We start from the raw sequence: 17,740 nt of genomic DNA, 5'->3' as shown, positions 1-17,740 counted from the left end.
TTACTGCTAAACATGGCTGAGAAACGTAATATTTTCCTTGTTGGCCCAATGGGCGCCGGCAAAAGTACAATTGGTAGACATCTAGCACAGCAACTGCATATGGAGTTTGTTGACTCCGATACAGTGATTGAAGAACGCACTGGTGCAGACATCTCTTGGGTTTTTGATGTAGAAGGTGAAGAAGGCTTCCGTAAGCGTGAAGAAGCGGTACTTGAAGATCTGACTCAAGAACAAGGCATCGTGCTGGCAACTGGCGGCGGCTCTGTGAAAAGCAAAGAGAACCGTAACCGTCTTTCTGCTCGCGGTGTAGTTGTTTACCTAGAAACGACAATTGAAAAGCAACTTGCACGTACTAACCGTGACAAGAAGCGTCCTCTACTTCAAACGGACAACCCTCGTGAAGTATTGGAGCAATTAGCTGAAGAACGTAACCCGTTATACGAAGAAGTAGCGGATTACACTGTTCGCACTGACGATCAAAGTGCAAAAGTGGTAGCCAACCAGATCGTAAAAATGCTAGAAGAGAGATAAGTACTTATCTTCTTTTAATTGGAGCACACCGATGGAACGGATTACGGTCAATCTAGCAGAGCGTAGCTACCCAATCTCTATAGGCGCCGGGTTGTTTGAGGACCCGGCGTACCTTTCTCAAGTTCTCTCAAACAAAAATACCAATCAAAAAGTCGTTGTGATCAGTAATGTCACAGTGGCACCTTTGTATGCCGATAAAATCCTTCATCAACTAAAACAACTTGGTTGTGATGCTTCGTTACTTGAGTTGCCTGATGGCGAGCAGTACAAAAACTTAGATGTGTTTAACCAAGTCATGAATTTCCTGCTAGAGGGAAGTTATGCTCGTGATGTGGTCATTATTGCCCTCGGTGGTGGTGTAATCGGAGATCTCGTCGGTTTTGCTTCAGCCTGTTATCAGCGAGGTGTGGACTTTATCCAAATTCCAACGACGTTGTTGTCCCAAGTGGATTCTTCCGTTGGCGGCAAAACGGCAGTCAATCATCCGCTAGGTAAAAACATGATTGGCGCATTTTACCAACCGAAAGCGGTGATCATCGATACCAACTGTTTATCGACGCTACCTGAGCGTGAATTTGCTGCTGGTATAGCTGAAGTGATCAAATACGGCATTATTTATGATGGTGTATTCTTTGATTGGCTGGAAGAAAATTTAGACCGTTTATACACGTTGGATGAAGACGCGCTTACCTATGCCATTGCACGTTGCTGCCAAATTAAAGCTGAAGTGGTTGCACAAGACGAAAAAGAGTCTGGAATTCGAGCGTTGCTCAATTTGGGTCACACTTTCGGTCATGCGATAGAAGCTGAATTAGGCTACGGCAATTGGTTACATGGTGAGGCGGTGTCTTCTGGTACGGTGATGGCGGCCAAAACGTCACTTCTGCGTGGACTGATTTCTGAAGAGCAGTTTGAGCGTATTGTGGCATTGTTGCGCAGAGCGAAATTGCCAGTCCACACACCCGACAGCATGAGTTTTGATGACTTTATCAAGCATATGATGCGTGATAAAAAAGTGCTGTCAGGTCAATTGCGCTTAGTTCTACCAACCGGAATTGGCAGTGCGGAAGTGATAGCCGATACTTCACAAGAAGTGATTCAGCAGGCTATTGATTTCGGTCGCAGTATTTAACCTTGTAATGACGCCATCTGGCGTCATTCTTGTTGTTTAAGAAGGTTATTAGATGAGTTTTGCTCACGTTCTGGAATTAGATTCTCAAACCGAGTTATTGGATAGATTGGAGTTGTTGACCAACTTTGGATCCAACCTTATTGCGATCAATGGCCCTGATGGGTATGGAAAATCTTGGCTGGCGCAACGATACCTTGAGTTGGGTGCGAGTAACAAAAATCAATGTTTGTTACTTTGCCATGCGACCCAAGATGACGTGCAGCGTCGCGTCCTCATCTTGAGTCAGCTGGTTTCCGATGCATTGTTTAATCAACAAGAGCCTTTACTCGACAGTCTAGAGCGTATTCTCGAAGGTGAGCCTTGCGATATTGCGATTGTTATTGATGACGCTCATTTACTTAGTGAAACGCTCGTTTCGGAGTTATGGACGTTAGTCTTAGAGGCGCATGAAAAGCCGAACTGGACGATCAACGTGTTGCTTTTTACTCAGTCTGGGCGTTTGGAGTCGGTCTTGTCTCGATTGAGTTATGGGCAAGAACTTAAGCCAGTTGAACTTGATATCGATATGCTATCCGAAGTGGAAGCGCGTCGTTTCTTCGAATCACTAGTGGTTAGGTACGTCGATGACGATGCGGAGAAACGTGTTCGAGATGCATTTAAGAAAGTCGACCCGATTCCGGGTGACATCATGGCATTAGGAGAGATGAAAGTGGAAAAAAGGATCATTATCCGTTCAATTGTCGGATCGCCACTCAACATCGCATTAGTGGTTTTGGTGCTACTGTTGCTGGCCGCTGGTGGTTATTGGTGGATGTTTAATCAGCCAAGCCCAGATGACAAAGCGCAGCAGATCACGGGAAGCATCGAGCAAACTGCCATTCCGACACTCACTGAGCCGACTCTTTCGCCATCAGAATCTAATTTAACCTCAGTGACTGACGGCTTGCCAAATGATGGCGATTTATCAGATGCGACTGACGATTCCAACTCATTGCCACCAACGGTGACAAAAGAAGTAGCAAGCGTCGGGAATGATGACACCCAGCAGCGTGTTGTGATTGAATCTGACGTGGTTGATGCTCTGTTAGAAGGTAAGCCTGAGCAAGCGAATACAGACAATATTAGAGCGTTAGTAGAAGGGGCTGAACCTCAAGCGAAAACCCAGTCAGAGACAAACTCTTCTTTGATTAAAGTGGTGAAGCCAAGCGATGCTGCATCAGAAGAGGTTGCGAAAACAGAGACGACATCAAGTAAACCTATCGTCAAATTCTCGTTTGCACGTGAAGAGCTAAAAGCGTTATCCCCAAGAGCGTACACCTTGCAGTTAGCAGCCATGACATCAATGGAAGATGTGCAAGCTTTTCTTGATGAGCATCAGCTGAATAACAAGGTACGCATTTATCCGACGGTTCGCAGTGGAACGGAATGGTACATCGTGACTTACCAAGATTATCCGACAATTCAAATGGCTCGAGACGCGGTAGAGAAGCTGCCAGATTCACTTAAGTCGGTGAGCCCATGGGCAAAATCGCTAGGCCAAGTTCATCGAGAAATTGATCGCGTGAAATAATCCTGAGCTTCGCTGAAAAATATGTTACATTCCGCAGCCTTAATTTTTGGTCGATAGATAGAGCAGTAGATGAAAAAGCAGCGAGCCTTTCTTAAATGGGCAGGAGGAAAATACGGACTGGTTGAAGACATCCAACGTCATTTGCCACCGGCTCGAAAGCTGGTTGAACCTTTTGTTGGTGCTGGCTCGGTTTTTCTTAATACCGACTATGACCACTATCTGTTGGCGGACATCAATCCCGACCTGATTAATCTCTACAACCTGCTTAAAGAGCGTCCTGAGGAATATATCTCAGAAGCGAAGCGCTGGTTTGTCGCCGAAAACAATCGTAAAGAAGCGTACTTAAGCATTCGTGCTGAGTTTAATAAAACCGATGACGTAATGTATCGCTCACTTGCATTCCTTTACATGAACCGCTTTGGTTTTAATGGTTTATGCCGCTACAACAAAAAAGGTGGCTTCAACGTGCCGTTTGGCTCTTACAAAAAACCTTATTTCCCAGAGGCGGAATTGGAGTTTTTTGCTGAGAAAGCCAAAAAAGCTACGTTTGTGTGCGAAGGTTATCCTGAAACATTTCGTCGTGCGCGCAAGGGCAGCGTTGTGTATTGCGATCCACCTTATGCGCCACTTTCAAACACGGCAAACTTCACTTCATACGCAGGTAATGGTTTTACGTTGGACGACCAAGCGGCACTAGCCGACATGGCAGAAAGAACGGCTACTGAGCGTGGGATTCCGGTGTTGATTTCAAATCACGACACAACACTAACGCGCCGCCTTTACCACGGTGCGGATTTAAGTGTGGTGAAAGTGAAACGCACCATTAGCCGAAACGGTAGTGGTCGTAACAAAGTTGACGAACTGCTCGCCTTGTTCAAAGCGCCGGAATCAGATAGCGCTGCTTCATAGTTCTGACACTATTTTCTCTAAATAGTGGATCTCCCCACTGGCTTCGGTAGAATTGCGCGCAAATTGGTTTGCTGTTTTGCTCGTCACTACTGAGGTCAGGTATGAAAGATTTTCTTATTGCTCCATCCATTTTATCGGCTGATTTTGCACGTCTAGGTGAAGACGTAGAAAAAGTACTCGCAGCGGGTGCAGATGTGGTGCATTTCGATGTTATGGATAACCACTATGTACCAAACCTGACTTTTGGTGCTCCTGTGTGTAAAGCGCTACGCGATTACGGTATCACTGCGCCAATCGACGTTCATCTAATGGTAAAACCGGTAGATCGCATCATCCCTGATTTTGCGAAAGCTGGCGCATCAATGATCACTTTCCACGTTGAGGCCTCTGATCACGTAGACCGTACTCTTCAGCTTATCAAAGAACACGGCTGTAAAGCGGGTGTGGTATTAAACCCAGCAACACCGCTTGCGCATCTTGAGTTCATCATGGACAAAGTTGACCTGATTCTACTGATGTCGGTAAACCCAGGCTTTGGTGGCCAGTCATTCATTCCTCACACGCTAGATAAACTTCGCGCTGTTCGTAAGATGATCGATGAGTCTGGTCGCGATATCCGTCTGGAAATTGATGGTGGTGTGAAAGTCGACAACATTCGTGAAATTGCTGAAGCAGGTGCGGACATGTTTGTGGCGGGTTCTGCGATTTTTGGACAGCCAGATTACAAACAAGTGATCGACCAAATGCGCACTGAGCTTGCTCAAGTAGAATAAGTGCTAAAAATAAGCGTTATAACGCTCTGATTTTAAAGGCTGCCACTTTGCTGGCAGCCTTTGTCGTTTCTGGCACGAGCCAAACAAAAATATCCCGCGCGCTGAGCAAATAATCACTTGCCTATTTTGCGGCCTTTCTGTACTATTCGTGCTCCTTAAACTCAGTCAATTTTCTTTAGTTCCTTGCTTCCTCTGGACGACTGAGCCATTTGTGGAAGCTGAATAATCCGTAAGGAGCAACCCATGCGTCATTACGAAATCGTATTCATGGTGCACCCAGATCAAAGCGAGCAAGTTGCTGGCATGATCGAGCGTTACACTGGTTCTATCACTGAAGCTGGCGGTAAAATCCACCGTCTAGAAGACTGGGGCCGCCGTCAACTGGCTTACCCAATCAACAAGCTTCACAAAGCTCACTACGTTCTAATGAACGTTGAAGCTGACCAAGCTGTAATCGATGAGCTAGAAACTGCTTTCCGTTTCAACGATGCAGTTCTACGTAACATGATCATGCGTACTAAAGCAGCGATCACTGAGCAATCTATCATGCTTAAGCAAAAAGAAGAGCGTGCTCCACGTCGTGAAGAGCGTTCTGAAGCTAAGCCTGAAGCTAAATCAGAAGCTGCTGAGTAAGTTTTGTTATGACCAACCGAATGGAGCTGAGCGGCACCATTGCCAAACCGCCCATTCGTAGTAAAAGCCCTGGTGGCATTGAACACTGTCGGTTTTGGTTAGAGCATCGCTCTACTGTTATCGAAGCTGATTTACCGAGACAAGTTTATTGTCGTATGCCGGTAGTCGTCAGCGGGCTTAGGTCACAAGCAATTACTCAGAATTTAGTACAAGGCAGTAACATTAAGGTAAGTGGTTTTGTCGCTTATCAGACCGGCCGAAATGGCGTTGGGAAATTAGTGTTACATGCCGACAATATTACTCAAATTTAAGATCAGGAGATAGCCCATGGCTCGTTTCTTCCGTCGTCGTAAATTCTGCCGTTTCACTGCAGAAGGCGTACAAGAGATTGATTACAAAGACGTAGCAACTCTTAAAAACTACATCACTGAAGCTGGTAAAATCGTACCTAGCCGTATCACTGGTACAAGCGCTAAGTACCAGCGTCAACTAGCACGTGCTATCAAGCGTTCACGCTACCTAGCTCTACTACCGTACACTGACAAGCATCAGTAATCGGTTCCGTTTATTAAGAAAGAGGATTAAGCAATGCAAGTTATTCTACTTGATAAAATCGGTAACCTAGGTGGTCTTGGCGATACAGTAAACGTTAAATCTGGCTACGCTCGTAACTTCCTTATCCCTCAGGGTAAAGCAGTTATGGCTACTAAAGGCAACGTTGAAATGTTCGAAGCACGTCGTGCTGAACTAGAAGCTAAAGTTGCTGAGCAACTAGCTGCTGCAGAAGCTCGCGCTGAGAAAGTTAACGCTCTAGAAGCAGTTGTTATCGCTTCTAAAGCTGGTGACGAAGGCAAACTATTCGGTTCAATCGGTACTCGTGACATCGCTGAAGCTATCACAGCTGCAGGCGTTGAAGTTGCTAAGAGCGAAGTTCGCCTTCCTGAAGGTGCTCTACGTACAACTGGTGAGTTCGAGATCAGCGTTCAACTTCACTCTGAAGTTTTCGCTACTGCGAAAGTACAGGTTGTTGCTGCTGAGTAATTCAGTATCAAGACGAAATACTAAAAAGCACCTCTTCGGAGGTGCTTTTTTTTGGTCTGAAATTGAGTGATAAAAATTGGAGATTAAAACGCGAAAAGCAGATTGACGGAGAACACACTGTCGGCTTTGCTTAATCCCTCTGGCACTTTATCGTGGTATTGACGCGAGTGAGCCAGTTTCAGGGCAATGTCTTCGGTAATGTCATTAGTGACACTGAGTTCGCTATCCACACGCGTATTACTTTTACCTGTAACGAGCGTGATATCAGCGGCAAAGCTCAAGTTATCCAGAGCGTGCCACGTAGTATTGAGGTTGCCACGGAAAATGCCTTCACGAACGATGTTAGGAAAGACGATATCGTCATCATCAATCTCATCCAAGTTCGGTTCCTGATAACGAAAACCAGGGCCAATCTCAGCTTCTAAGATAAAGTTTTCGGTGTAGGAAAACTGATAACCCAGACCGCCTGATAAGGTGTAATCTTTGAAATAGGCGCTATAGCGCGAATCAACGCCTTTAAAGCTACCATACAAGTAGGTTTTTGGTCCTAACTTGTAGTCACTTTGAACAGAATATGTCGATGAACGTTTGTCTTCTTCGCCGTCTTTGTACAGGTTGTAGTACTTCCATTCACCGTTTGAACGGTGCCTGCCAGACGTATATTCAGCACTCAAACGAGCATTCAGGGAACGAGAGTCCGTGTTACCTGTGTGAGCTTGATAGCCAAACTCTACCTCAGTTTGTAGAGGGTTGGGCACATCAATATTTTGCTCTGGCTGTACTGATTCTTCAGCGTACGATGCAGTCGTGCACAGTAAGCTCAAGCCAAGTAACCAGTATCGGGACACATCAACCTCGAACGTAATTAAAAAGGAGGGGCATGATACTGATACAGATATTTTGTTGGGTCAATGGTAGGTTAAATTTTATTAGAGCTGAATGGAATTCCCACTTATTGCTAAGGCGACACCTGCATCAAATCTTCCGCTTCAATTGTTTTATCTAAGGGTTATATGTTTTGATGAGAGGGGTGAATTTAAAACGTTTAGGCTAGCTATCGGCATGTTGATTTCTTAACAAGTAATTGTCGCTTCGGGGAAGCATCTTAGTTAACTTTAAGGTTATAATCGTGGGTCATTAGTAGTTATCGAGCAAAGTCATGGCGGAAAACAGAAATCGCAAACCTTCAGATAGTCAGGTCGACGCAATCAAAGTGCCACCTCACTCACTAGAAGCAGAGCAATCAGTGATTGGTGGTCTCTTACTGGACAATGAACGTTGGGATACCGTTGCTGAGCGAGTTGTCGCCAGTGATTTCTATAGCCGTCCGCACCGTCTTATTTTTGAAGGTGTGAAAACCATTCTTGAGTCGGGCAAACCGCTTGACCTTATCACTCTGTCTGAGCACCTAGAGCGACACGAGCAACTAGAAGATGTGGGTGGTTTTGCTTACCTTGCTGACTTAGCGAAAAACACGCCCAGTGCTGCCAACATTAATGCCTACGCAGATATCGTGGCTGAACGTGCGATCGTCCGTGGTTTGATTGGTGTTGCGAACGAAATTGCGGACGCGGGTTACGATCCTCAAGGTCGCAGTTCTGAAGATTTGATAGACATGGCGGAGAGTAAAGTTTTTGCTATCGCCGAGTCTCGCACCAGTGAAAACGAAGGTCCACAAAACGTCGACAACATCCTAGAAAAGACGCTAGAACGTATCGAACTGCTGTACAAAACGCCGCAAGATGGTGTGACCGGTGTCGATACTGGTTTTACTGACCTCAACAAAAAGACCGCGGGTCTCCAAGGTTCTGACTTAGTTATCGTGGCAGCGCGTCCATCGATGGGTAAAACCACCTTTGCGATGAACTTGTGTGAAAACGCGGCAATGCAGCAAGACAAGCCAGTCTTGATTTTCTCGTTAGAGATGCCGGCGGAACAATTGATGATGCGTATGTTGGCATCCTTGTCTCGCGTAGACCAAACCAAGATCCGTACGGGTCAGTTGGATGATGAAGACTGGGCACGTATTTCTTCTACCATGGGTATCCTGATGCAGAAGAAAAATATGTACATCGATGACAGTTCAGGCTTAACGCCAACCGAAGTGCGTTCACGTGCCCGTCGTGTTGCTCGTGAGCACGGAGGTCTGTCAATGATCATGGTCGACTACCTTCAGTTGATGCGCGTACCTTCGCTAACCGATAACCGTACTCTTGAGATTGCCGAGATTTCTCGCTCGCTTAAAGCACTGGCGAAAGAGTTGAACGTGCCTGTCGTTGCACTATCGCAGCTAAACCGTTCCCTAGAGCAACGTGCGGATAAACGACCTGTTAACTCGGACTTGCGTGAATCGGGTTCCATCGAGCAGGATGCCGACTTGATCATGTTCATCTACCGTGATGAGGTCTATCACCCAGATAGCCCATACAAAGGCACGGCGGAAATAATTATCGGTAAACAACGTAACGGTCCTATTGGCTCGGTGCGTTTAACATTCCAAGGACAACACTCGCGCTTTGATAATTACGCGGGTCCAGCATTCGATATTGATGATGAGTAATGCTATGAGCTACATGAAAGCCGCAAAAGCATGCATTGACTTGTCTGCGTTGCAGCACAACTTGCAGCGTGTGAAAGCGCAAGCACCAGAAAGTAAAGTGATGGCGGTAGTGAAAGCCAACGGTTATGGCCATGGTCTACGTCATGTGGCGAAACATGCTAACCATGCCGATGCCTTTGGTGTGGCTCGCATTGAAGAAGCGTTGCAACTGCGCGCTTGTGGTGTGGTAAAGCCGATTCTCTTGCTAGAAGGTTTTTACTCGCCGGGCGATCTGCCTGTGTTAGTGACGAACAACATCCAAACCGTGGTGCACTGTGAAGAGCAACTTATCGCGTTGGAACAGGCGGATTTAGAAACGCCAGTGGTCGTTTGGCTGAAGATCGACAGTGGTATGCATCGTTTGGGCGTTCGCCCGGAGCAGTATGATGAATTCATTTCTCGCTTAAAAACGTGCCCGAATGTGGCGAAGCCATTGCGATACATGAGTCATTTTGGTTGTGCGGATGAGCTTGATAGCAGCATCACGCCGCAACAAATTGAGCTGTTTATGTCATTAACCTCGGGCTGTCAGGGCGAGCGCTCGCTAGCGGCATCTGCGGGTTTATTGGCATGGCCTCAAAGCCAATTAGAGTGGGTTCGTCCGGGCATTATTATGTACGGCGTATCACCATTTAGCGACAAAACGGCTCAAGATTTGGGTTACCAACCAGTGATGACGTTGAAGTCTCATCTTATTGCGGTTCGTGAAGTCAAGAAAGGTGAAAGCGTGGGGTACGGTGGTATCTGGACAAGTGCACGCGACACAAAAGTCGGCGTTATCGCAGTGGGCTATGGCGATGGCTACCCAAGAAGTGCACCCAATGGTACACCGGTGTGGGTGAATGGTCGTACAGTACCGATCGCGGGTCGAGTATCAATGGATATGCTGACGGTAGATTTAGGTCCTGATGCCACAGATAAGGTCAGTGACGAAGCGATTCTTTGGGGTAAAGAATTACCTGTCGAAGAGGTTGCGAATCACATTGGTACGATAGCTTATGAGTTGGTGACCAAATTGACGCCTCGCGTCGAAATGGAATATACCAAGTAATCCATGAATAAACGAATCACCTCAATGCTGGCACTTTCTGCCAGCATTTTTTTGTCTTCTCCGGCGCTAAGTTCAGAGAAAGACTCAGCCTTTGTCCCGTTCTATTTCAGTACCGATACGTTGGGCAGTACCGTTGGAGTTGCGGGGGTTGCTAAAGGGGTTGGTCAGCCTCAAGCTGCACTATTTGGTATGGGGCTGTATTCGGAGAAAGACAGCTATATTGGTTTCCTCTCTGCATTTAATTATGCGCTCTCCCCCAATGTACTGTTCAGTACTCAGATGTACCAAGCTCGTTTTAATGACAGTCCCTATTACTTAGGTGATCAAGGCGATAACAACTCGTCGTTTGAATCTCAGACGATCACAAACAGTGATGAGCAAAAGTATAAGTTCGAATTCAAATACCTGTTGCCGTGGGGCGCGGTGAAAGATCATGGTTTCAAAGGCGCGTTTCTACCCAGCCGTGACGTTCGCTATGCATCGCCTTTGGCGTCGGGCGTTAGCTCTATCCTGCTGACGCCTTTTTATTCTTCACGAGCGTTGGATGTATACAATGATAAGAAAGAGCAAGCTTACGGTTTTACATTGGGTTTTGATTGGGACAACCGCGATAGCGCACGTAACACGACCCGAGGCTCGCATACCTCTTTGAATTTGACGACGGGCGCAGAAAGTGGGCAATCAGAGGATCTGTGGCTCAAGTGGGAATTCCAAAATAGCCAATATTACTCGCTGGGGCCTCTTGGTGATTGGTTTGATCAACAAGTACTGGCCTTGGATTTTTATACAGCCGACACACCAACTTGGAATCAATGTGATGGTGTTGTTTGTAGTCGTCCGCCAGAGCAAGAACAAGTTCGTTTGGGTGGGTTGTACCGTTTGAGAGGCTATACCGCGGGTCGTTACCATGGACGCTCTGCGATTCACTATTCTGCCGAATATCGGGTATTACCAGACTGGCAGCCTCTGGACGATATTCCCATTATCAATTACTACGATATGCCTTGGTGGCAATGGGTAGCGTTTGTTGAGGTGGGGCGAGTTGCCGACGAATACGATTTAAAAACACTCCATGAAGACATGAAATGGAGCGTCGGTGGCGCGGTTCGTTTCCAAGTTGAAGGTGTTGTGGTTCGCGCTGAAGTTGCCAAGGGTGCAGACGAAGGGACGTTCCGGGTGATGATCAATCAACCCTTCTAAGCAAGATGACAAAAGCAAAGGCTAATCTTACGGTTAGCCTTTTTTACCCCTCTTACTCGCCATTGATGGTTGCAATGATGCGTCGGCTGCCGCCAAAGTCTCGGTGCTCACCCAATTAAATACCTTGCCATGTTCCTAATGCTAATCGACCATTTTGGATTGGTATCGTCACACTACTGCCAAGCAGCGATGCTTTAATGTGTGCTGGCATGTCGTCATCACCTTCATAGGTGTGCTGATAATAAGGAGCTCTCTCCGGCACAAACTTGTTGAAATGCGCTTCCATGTCCATGCGCACAGTTGGGTCTGCATTCTCATTTAAGGTCAGACTGGCGGAGGTATGCTGAATAAATAGATGTAACAAACCTACTGAAAGCTCGTGTATTTGCGGTAATTGTTGTTCAATTTCATCAGTAATTAGATGAAAACCGCGACTTCTCGCTTTTAATTGCAGTGTTTTTTGTGCCCACATACGTGTTCCTTTGGAAATTTATAAATTGGCGTCTATCCTATTCCAATTAGAGCCTGTCATAAGTAAATGATATGATTCTTGCCACCATAAATGAATTGTTCAAATTCAGGGCAGGGAACGTGACCTAACTCAATGTGAGTGTAAAAGCACTCGGTCATAATTGGCGCCTGAAAAAAAATTACAAAGACTTGTTTTGTGGCAATTCGCCCAAACATCTAATTAATATTCTATTTGCTAAATCGGGGATTCCACAGTTTTCGCTAGACTGTAAGGAATGGAACCTACTGTAACATCGGGATAAAGACCATGTTGAAAAATATCAATCCAACGCAAACACAAGCTTGGAAAGCGCTAACTGCGCATTTCGAATCTGCACAAGATATGGATCTTAAAGAGTTATTTGCTCAAGACGCAGCGCGTTTCGACAAATACTCTGCACGTTTCGGCTCAGACATCCTAGTCGATTACTCAAAGAACCTCATCAATGAGGAAACTCTGAAGCACCTGTTCGCTCTTGCGAACGAGACTGAGCTGAAATCTGCAATTGAAGCGATGTTCAGTGGCGAAGCGATCAACCAAACAGAAGGTCGCGCTGTTCTTCACACTGCACTACGTAACCGCGCGAACACACCAGTAATGGTAGACGGCGAAGACGTAATGCCAGCAGTGAACGCGGTTCTAGAAAAAATGAAATCATTCACTGACCGCGTTATCGGCGGTGAGTGGAAAGGTTACACTGGTAAAGCAATTACAGATATCGTGAACATCGGTATCGGTGGTTCTGACCTTGGCCCTTACATGGTGACGGAAGCACTAGCACCGTACAAAAATCATCTAAACCTTCACTTCGTATCTAACGTTGATGGTACTCACATCGTTGAAACGTTGAAGAAAGTTAACCCAGAAACGACGTTATTCTTGATCGCGTCTAAGACGTTCACAACGCAAGAAACCATGACTAACGCGCACACAGCACGTGATTGGTTCTTAGAGTCAGCAGGCGATCAAGCTCACGTGGCTAAGCACTTTGCTGCGCTTTCAACGAATGCGACAGCCGTGTCTGAATTCGGTATCGATACAGCGAACATGTTCGAATTCTGGGATTGGGTTGGTGGTCGTTACTCACTATGGTCTGCGATCGGTCTATCAATCGCATTAGCGGTAGGCTACGACAACTTCGTTGAGCTGCTTGATGGCGCTCACGAGATGGACAAGCATTTTGTATCAACAGATCTAGAAAGCAACATCCCAGTGATCCTTGCGCTTATCGGTATTTGGTACAACAACTTCCACGGTGCGGAATCAGAAGCTATTCTGCCTTACGATCAGTACATGCACCGTTTCGCGGCGTACTTCCAGCAAGGCAACATGGAATCAAACGGTAAATACGTTGACCGTGAAGGCAATGCTGTTACTTACCAAACAGGCCCAATCATTTGGGGTGAACCAGGTACCAACGGTCAGCACGCATTCTACCAGCTCATTCACCAAGGCACGAAGCTGATCCCATGTGACTTCATTGCACCTGCAATCAGCCACAACCCTGCGGGTGACCACCACCAAAAACTGATGTCGAATTTCTTTGCGCAAACTGAAGCACTAGCGTTTGGTAAGAGTGAAGAAACGGTGAAAGAAGAGTTGGTGAAAGCTGGTAAGAACGCTGAAGAAGTGGCAGCGATTGCGCCATTCAAAGTGTTTGAAGGTAACCGTCCAACAAACTCTATCCTAGTGAAGCAAATCACGCCTCGTACGCTAGGTAACTTGATTGCGATGTACGAACACAAAATCTTCGTACAAGGTGTTATCTGGAACATCTTCAGCTTTGACCAATGGGGCGTAGAGCTAGGTAAACAACTGGCTAACCAAATCCTGCCTGAGCTTGCAGATGCGTCTCAAATCAACTCGCACGACAGCTCAACAAACGGTCTAATCAACGCATTTAAAGCGTTCAAAGCTTAGTGAATGTTTGAATAGAAAAAGAAAAGGTCAGCAAATGCTGACCTTTTTATTGCCTGAGGCAGAAACAAAATAGGTTGGCACTGGCCAACCTATTTTTTCTCTTTTATTCGAAGCAGATTTCGATAAAGGCATTTCCCCACTGGGAAGAGAAAGGCATGATGATGATTGAGCCTTCACACTTGTGGCGAATCGTATGGCCTCGGCCTGATACCACAACGGGTGTCGCCATATCAAAATCAAAACCGCTTTCAGCCAAAATGCGCTTCGCACCACCAGTAACCATGTTGGTGATCTCACCCACCATATCGGTCACTTCTTCGTTGAGTCCGTTTGGACGCTCACCAAGCATGTTCTGCATGATTTCTAGCGCTAACGCTTCATCAAAGGTAATTGACATTGAACCACGTGTTTGTGGGCCAACCATGCCAATCAAACCAGAAACGTCACCTCGTGCGATCTCATCCTTCTTGATTCGCGGTTTTTGTGGCTTCAGCTCAAGAGAAGCCATGGTTTTTAGCACGTTCATTAAAGAAGCTAAAAACGGGTTTACAAATTCAGCGCGCATAACGTTCTTCTATACTTTTTCTTTCGTCTCGGAGGAACAGGCCTGGCATTCACCATGAGTTTCAATAACTTGGTTGGTCAGTTTGAATCCATGCTTCTCGGCGTTTTCAGCTAACAAGGATATCAGTGTCTCATCTTCGAGTTCAACGACATCACCACATTTATCGCAAATTAGTAATTGGAAAAAGTGCTGTTGAGTATTGAAAGAACAACAAGTAATAAAGCTATTTGTCGATTCCACTCGGTGGATAAAACCTTGCTCTAAGAGAAAATCTAACGCTCGATAAACAGTTGGAGGCTTGGCCTGAGGCTCACTCTCTTTTAGTTGCTCCAATAGCTCATACGCACTTGAGGCGCGGCGATTAGAACAAATGAGTTCAAACACGCGTCGGCGTTGCGGAGTCAATCTTACTCCACGCTCTGCGCAGATACTTTCAATTTGTTCAATGATTGTTGGGTTCAAACCTTTCACCATAACTATCGGACGTGCTCTATGATAAATCATTTCTATACGAAGTTCGTTTAGAAATGCTTCATTTTACCCACTATCAGAACGAAAATCATGAATTAAAGCAAGTCGCACAGGGTTTGAAGCCGGAATAGCCATCACAGAACGAGATAACCGTGCCGGAATCGTCCCTTGTTCACTTTTCTTTGATTGATGGACAACGCTCGCATCCGCTGGACACTGGGTATACAATACCCGACTTATTTTTTGAGCGTACTGCTGCGCTCGACCTTAGCAACATAAAAACGGGTGTTTAAATCATGACTCATTCTTGCAGGCTCTCCGTAGCACCAATGTTGGATTGGACCGATCGTCATTGTCGCTACTTCCATCGCTTAATGACCAAAGAAACCCTGCTGTACACTGAAATGGTGACGACAGGTGCGATCATTCATGGAAAAGGAGATTTCCTCGCTTACAACGAAGAGGAGCATCCGTTAGCCCTTCAGTTGGGTGGTTCAAACCCAGAAGATTTGGCCAAGTGTGCCAAGTTGGCGCAAGAACGTGGCTATGATGAGATCAACCTAAATGTGGGTTGTCCATCTGATCGTGTGCAAAACGGTCGCTTTGGTGCTTGCCTGATGGCGGAGCCGCAATTGGTCGCGGAGTGTGTCGCTGCAATGAAAGAGGTGGTTGATGTTCCTGTTACGGTTAAAACACGTATCGGCATTGACGATCAAGATTCTTATGAGTTCCTAACGGACTTCGTATCGATCGTCTCTGAGAAAGGCGGCTGTGAGCAGTTCACTATTCACGCGCGTAAAGCGTGGCTAAGTGGTCTGAGCCCGAAAGAAAACCGCGAGATTCCGCCGCTGGACTACCCACGTGCTTACCAATTGAAGCAAGATTTTTCTCATTTAACTATTGCTATTAATGGTGGTGTGAAATCTCTGGAAGAAGCAAAAGTGCACCTCCAGCACCTAGATGGTGTGATGATTGGTCGCGAAGCTTACCAAAGCCCTTACTTGCTTGCCTCGGTAGACCAAGAACTGTTTGGTTCTAATGCTCCGGTGAAGAAGCGCAGTGAAATTGTTGAAGAGATGTACCCATACATTGAAGCGCAGCTTGCGAAAGGTGCGTATCTTGGTCATATCACACGTCATATGTTGGGTTTGTTCCAAAATATGCCGGGTGCTAGACAATGGCGTCGTCATATCAGTGAAAATGCGCACAAGCCAGGTTCTGGCCTAGAAGTGCTGCAGGATGCGTTAGCGAAGATTCCAAAAGAGCTGAATGTGTAAAATTCACCAGTGGTTGGCTAAAAATACCAACTTACGGACAGCGAAGCCAGAGCGCAGAAATGCCTCTGGCTTTATTTTTATTTAGAAATCATAACCTTAATTTGTTTTGGATAAGTTGGTATGGAAACTGCTCTAGTCGTTTAAAACAAATGGAGAAGTGATTATGTTGGAGCTGATCTTTATTTTAGTATTTGCCGCGACCTTGTTAGTAACAGGCATCACGATGATGACAGTGTTCGCAGCAACAGGTATTGCGTTGGTTGTGATGTTCTTACTTGGCATGATCGGCGCGGTACTCAAACTATTACCATGGCTGATAGTCATCGCATTGGGTATTTGGTTCTTTAAAAACTTCGTTGCCCAACCGCGTTATAAATAGTTGGGTATAGACGATTTAGTTGATAGCGAGGCGTGAGAGTATGGTATATTTCCCCTCACGCCCTCATTGTTGAATATCAGCTATCTCGGAGTACACATTCCATGACAAATAAAGCGACCATCGCTTTAACAGCATTATCATTAGCCGCATCTCTTCCTACATTCGCAGAATCTTCTTTTTCCGCAAAAGTGGGGGCAGAAGTATGGGGTGCAGATACAAAAGTTAATGAAGTAAGAAGAGATAGCAGTACAACGGGTACTTTTTACGCTGCCATTGAGCACGATGTGAAATACGTACCGAATGCACGTCTACGTTACTCAAGTGTTGATGCCGATTACATGGGCTTTGATAAACTCGATTTAACCATGTACTACCAAGTGCTAGACCATGATCTATTGCATTTTGATGCGGGTGTTACATTCAGCAATCTAAGCGATACGAAATACATTGATGCAGGTACAAATAAGCGTACTGAAGAGTTTGATGAGCTTATCTGGGCTTGGTACGGCTACGCAGAGATCCAAGTGCCTAATACGAACTTTGATGTGATTGGTGAGATGAACTTTGGTGACAACAAAGGCATCAAGAGCACGGACTTAATGGCTGGCATTCAATACCATGTGCCACTACAAGACGCTCAGTTGGCTTTCCGTGGTGGATACCGCGTGATCGATTTAGAGTCGGAAGTGTTTCTCTCAAGCTTAGGTAAAGAGTTTATCTTCGCAAATGGCTTCTTTGTTAGCGCGGAATACTCATTTTAATTCGATTCCTTTCTTCAGTTTTAAAAACGCCACGATATAAGTGGCGTTTTTTTATACCACTTCATTATATCTATTCGAATTTCTCTCCCTATTTTGTTCAGGTAGACCATGCTTATTTAGGAGCAATGGGAAAGTTAGAGCAGGGATAGCGATGACAATAAATGAACTAAGACATCTATTTCGTGAAAACCAGCTTGTTGAAGCCATTATTGAGCCAGCAATCCAAGAAGGTGGATGGGTTGTTGAGTTTAGGCATGCGCGAGGTGGTTTCGTGTTTCTGACCGACAGTCACGGTGAAGAATGTTTGTATGAAGATTTAGATGCCGCCTCAAAATCAGCCATGGCGGTGGGCTTTCAACAAGTCCGCATCGAAGATCGCTGAGCAAAAAGTAAGCCGTTCTTACTTCCAAAAAGTTA

General features: G+C 45.8%; 20 protein-coding genes and 1 pseudogene. 17 read left to right on the top strand and 4 right to left on the bottom strand.

The annotated features are described in order from the left end of the window. Positions 1–12 precede the first annotated feature (12 nt). The 9 genes from aroK to rplI all read left to right on the top strand — a co-directional run bounded on the left by aroK (position 13) and on the right by rplI (position 6,589). On the top strand, positions 13–531 hold the full coding sequence (gene aroK, locus ACYJZR_RS13705) for a shikimate kinase AroK (protein ID WP_005381319.1): 519 nt from the start codon (positions 13–15) through the stop codon (positions 529–531). Positions 532–562: 31 nt separating this feature from the next. Next, positions 563–1,663, top strand: a complete 1,101-nt coding sequence (aroB, locus tag ACYJZR_RS13700) for a 3-dehydroquinate synthase (protein WP_289997995.1) — start codon at positions 563–565, stop codon at positions 1,661–1,663. 52 nt (positions 1,664–1,715) lie between these two features. Further along, on the top strand, positions 1,716–3,233 hold the full coding sequence (locus ACYJZR_RS13695; RefSeq protein WP_053315282.1) for an SPOR domain-containing protein: 1,518 nt from the start codon (positions 1,716–1,718) through the stop codon (positions 3,231–3,233). A gap of 69 nt (positions 3,234–3,302) precedes the next feature. Continuing rightward, on the top strand, positions 3,303–4,142 hold the full coding sequence (locus ACYJZR_RS13690) for a Dam family site-specific DNA-(adenine-N6)-methyltransferase (protein ID WP_005486862.1): 840 nt from the start codon (positions 3,303–3,305) through the stop codon (positions 4,140–4,142). A 101-nt stretch (positions 4,143–4,243) separates the two neighbouring features. After that, on the top strand, positions 4,244–4,915 hold the full coding sequence (rpe, locus tag ACYJZR_RS13685) for a ribulose-phosphate 3-epimerase (protein WP_017449467.1): 672 nt from the start codon (positions 4,244–4,246) through the stop codon (positions 4,913–4,915). A gap of 243 nt (positions 4,916–5,158) precedes the next feature. Further along, positions 5,159–5,548 carry a 30S ribosomal protein S6 gene (gene rpsF / locus ACYJZR_RS13680; RefSeq protein ID WP_005381299.1) on the top strand — a complete coding sequence of 130 codons (390 nt, stop codon included), beginning with the start codon at positions 5,159–5,161 and terminating at the stop codon, positions 5,546–5,548. 8 nt (positions 5,549–5,556) lie between these two features. After that, positions 5,557–5,859, top strand: coding sequence for a primosomal replication protein N (priB, locus tag ACYJZR_RS13675; RefSeq protein WP_005467185.1), 303 nt, complete (start codon positions 5,557–5,559; stop codon positions 5,857–5,859). A 16-nt stretch (positions 5,860–5,875) separates the two neighbouring features. Then, positions 5,876–6,103, top strand: a complete 228-nt coding sequence (gene rpsR, locus ACYJZR_RS13670) for a 30S ribosomal protein S18 (protein ID WP_000090472.1) — start codon at positions 5,876–5,878, stop codon at positions 6,101–6,103. Positions 6,104–6,136: 33 nt separating this feature from the next. Further along, on the top strand, positions 6,137–6,589 hold the full coding sequence (gene rplI / locus ACYJZR_RS13665; RefSeq protein ID WP_005480442.1) for a 50S ribosomal protein L9: 453 nt from the start codon (positions 6,137–6,139) through the stop codon (positions 6,587–6,589). Positions 6,590–6,672: 83 nt separating this feature from the next. Here rplI and ACYJZR_RS13660 read toward each other — a convergent pair whose 3' ends face one another. Then, positions 6,673–7,437 (bottom strand): DUF481 domain-containing protein, encoded by a 765-nt coding sequence (locus ACYJZR_RS13660; RefSeq protein ID WP_005455861.1) that lies wholly within the window; start codon positions 7,435–7,437, stop codon positions 6,673–6,675. Between the two features lie 311 nt (positions 7,438–7,748). On the opposite strand from ACYJZR_RS13660, the gene ACYJZR_RS13655 reads away from it, so the two are divergent. The 3 genes from ACYJZR_RS13655 to ACYJZR_RS13645 are packed head-to-tail and all read left to right on the top strand — an operon-like array spanning position 7,749 to position 11,439. Beyond that, positions 7,749–9,149 (top strand): replicative DNA helicase, encoded by a 1,401-nt coding sequence (locus ACYJZR_RS13655; RefSeq protein ID WP_005455859.1) that lies wholly within the window; start codon positions 7,749–7,751, stop codon positions 9,147–9,149. Positions 9,150–9,162: 13 nt separating this feature from the next. Further along, positions 9,163–10,239, top strand: a complete 1,077-nt coding sequence (gene alr, locus ACYJZR_RS13650; protein ID WP_021484673.1) for an alanine racemase — start codon at positions 9,163–9,165, stop codon at positions 10,237–10,239. Positions 10,240–10,242: 3 nt separating this feature from the next. Next, the gene (locus ACYJZR_RS13645) at positions 10,243–11,439 is read left to right on the top strand and encodes a BamA/TamA family outer membrane protein (RefSeq protein WP_029849552.1); all 1,197 of its coding nucleotides are present in this window, start codon (positions 10,243–10,245) and stop codon (positions 11,437–11,439) included. A 52-nt stretch (positions 11,440–11,491) separates the two neighbouring features. Here the strand turns inward: ACYJZR_RS13645 and ACYJZR_RS13640 are convergent. Next, positions 11,492–11,911 (bottom strand): annotated as a pseudogene (locus ACYJZR_RS13640) (secondary thiamine-phosphate synthase enzyme YjbQ). Positions 11,912–12,217: 306 nt separating this feature from the next. On the opposite strand from ACYJZR_RS13640, the gene pgi reads away from it, so the two are divergent. Further along, complete coding sequence (pgi, locus tag ACYJZR_RS13635) at positions 12,218–13,870, top strand: glucose-6-phosphate isomerase (protein ID WP_029784682.1); 1,653 nt, start codon at positions 12,218–12,220, stop codon at positions 13,868–13,870. A gap of 103 nt (positions 13,871–13,973) precedes the next feature. Here pgi and ACYJZR_RS13630 read toward each other — a convergent pair whose 3' ends face one another. Continuing rightward, positions 13,974–14,435 carry a chemotaxis protein CheX gene (locus ACYJZR_RS13630; protein WP_005381269.1) on the bottom strand — a complete coding sequence of 154 codons (462 nt, stop codon included), beginning with the start codon at positions 14,433–14,435 and terminating at the stop codon, positions 13,974–13,976. Positions 14,436–14,444: 9 nt separating this feature from the next. Continuing rightward, positions 14,445–14,909: a zinc uptake transcriptional repressor Zur gene (gene zur, locus ACYJZR_RS13625; protein ID WP_005381268.1), complete on the bottom strand. Its 465-nt coding sequence runs from the start codon at positions 14,907–14,909 to the stop codon at positions 14,445–14,447. Positions 14,910–15,202: 293 nt separating this feature from the next. Between zur and dusA the strand changes: the two genes are divergently transcribed. From dusA to ACYJZR_RS13605, 4 genes are all read left to right on the top strand, one after another. Continuing rightward, the gene (dusA, locus tag ACYJZR_RS13620; RefSeq protein ID WP_005496589.1) at positions 15,203–16,183 is read left to right on the top strand and encodes a tRNA dihydrouridine(20/20a) synthase DusA; all 981 of its coding nucleotides are present in this window, start codon (positions 15,203–15,205) and stop codon (positions 16,181–16,183) included. Positions 16,184–16,346: 163 nt separating this feature from the next. Next, on the top strand, positions 16,347–16,562 hold the full coding sequence (gene pspG, locus ACYJZR_RS13615; RefSeq protein ID WP_005496590.1) for an envelope stress response protein PspG: 216 nt from the start codon (positions 16,347–16,349) through the stop codon (positions 16,560–16,562). A 101-nt stretch (positions 16,563–16,663) separates the two neighbouring features. Then, on the top strand, positions 16,664–17,323 hold the full coding sequence (locus tag ACYJZR_RS13610; RefSeq protein ID WP_005455819.1) for a TIGR04219 family outer membrane beta-barrel protein: 660 nt from the start codon (positions 16,664–16,666) through the stop codon (positions 17,321–17,323). A gap of 151 nt (positions 17,324–17,474) precedes the next feature. Next, a complete protein-coding gene (locus ACYJZR_RS13605; RefSeq protein ID WP_005455817.1) occupies positions 17,475–17,705 on the top strand; it encodes a hypothetical protein in 231 nt (76 codons plus the stop codon). Positions 17,706–17,740 lie beyond the last annotated feature (35 nt).

It is taken from the genome of Vibrio sp. RC2502 (assembly GCF_054850435.1).
Note: the sequence above shows the minus strand (reverse complement) of the source record. Positions and strands in the feature narration are given on the sequence as shown.

What these genes read in the sequence shown, in the direction of transcription:
- priB (WP_005467185.1), top strand. Translation starts at nt 5,557, where the DNA reads ATGACCAACCGAATGGAGCTGAGCGGCACCATTGCCAAACCGCCCATT.
- ACYJZR_RS13605 (WP_005455817.1), top strand. Translation starts at nt 17,475, where the DNA reads ATGACAATAAATGAACTAAGACATCTATTTCGTGAAAACCAGCTTGTT.
- pgi (WP_029784682.1), top strand. Translation starts at nt 12,218, where the DNA reads ATGTTGAAAAATATCAATCCAACGCAAACACAAGCTTGGAAAGCGCTA.
- rpsR (WP_000090472.1), top strand. Translation starts at nt 5,876, where the DNA reads ATGGCTCGTTTCTTCCGTCGTCGTAAATTCTGCCGTTTCACTGCAGAA.
- rplI (WP_005480442.1), top strand. Translation starts at nt 6,137, where the DNA reads ATGCAAGTTATTCTACTTGATAAAATCGGTAACCTAGGTGGTCTTGGC.
- ACYJZR_RS13695 (WP_053315282.1), top strand. Translation starts at nt 1,716, where the DNA reads ATGAGTTTTGCTCACGTTCTGGAATTAGATTCTCAAACCGAGTTATTG.
- alr (WP_021484673.1), top strand. Translation starts at nt 9,163, where the DNA reads ATGAAAGCCGCAAAAGCATGCATTGACTTGTCTGCGTTGCAGCACAAC.
- dusA (WP_005496589.1), top strand. Translation starts at nt 15,203, where the DNA reads ATGACTCATTCTTGCAGGCTCTCCGTAGCACCAATGTTGGATTGGACC.
- ACYJZR_RS13630 (WP_005381269.1), bottom strand. Translation starts at nt 14,435, where the DNA reads ATGCGCGCTGAATTTGTAAACCCGTTTTTAGCTTCTTTAATGAACGTG.
- pspG (WP_005496590.1), top strand. Translation starts at nt 16,347, where the DNA reads ATGTTGGAGCTGATCTTTATTTTAGTATTTGCCGCGACCTTGTTAGTA.
- ACYJZR_RS13655 (WP_005455859.1), top strand. Translation starts at nt 7,749, where the DNA reads ATGGCGGAAAACAGAAATCGCAAACCTTCAGATAGTCAGGTCGACGCA.
- zur (WP_005381268.1), bottom strand. Translation starts at nt 14,909, where the DNA reads ATGGTGAAAGGTTTGAACCCAACAATCATTGAACAAATTGAAAGTATC.
- ACYJZR_RS13645 (WP_029849552.1), top strand. Translation starts at nt 10,243, where the DNA reads ATGAATAAACGAATCACCTCAATGCTGGCACTTTCTGCCAGCATTTTT.
- ACYJZR_RS13690 (WP_005486862.1), top strand. Translation starts at nt 3,303, where the DNA reads ATGAAAAAGCAGCGAGCCTTTCTTAAATGGGCAGGAGGAAAATACGGA.
- aroB (WP_289997995.1), top strand. Translation starts at nt 563, where the DNA reads ATGGAACGGATTACGGTCAATCTAGCAGAGCGTAGCTACCCAATCTCT.
- ACYJZR_RS13610 (WP_005455819.1), top strand. Translation starts at nt 16,664, where the DNA reads ATGACAAATAAAGCGACCATCGCTTTAACAGCATTATCATTAGCCGCA.
- rpsF (WP_005381299.1), top strand. Translation starts at nt 5,159, where the DNA reads ATGCGTCATTACGAAATCGTATTCATGGTGCACCCAGATCAAAGCGAG.
- aroK (WP_005381319.1), top strand. Translation starts at nt 13, where the DNA reads ATGGCTGAGAAACGTAATATTTTCCTTGTTGGCCCAATGGGCGCCGGC.
- rpe (WP_017449467.1), top strand. Translation starts at nt 4,244, where the DNA reads ATGAAAGATTTTCTTATTGCTCCATCCATTTTATCGGCTGATTTTGCA.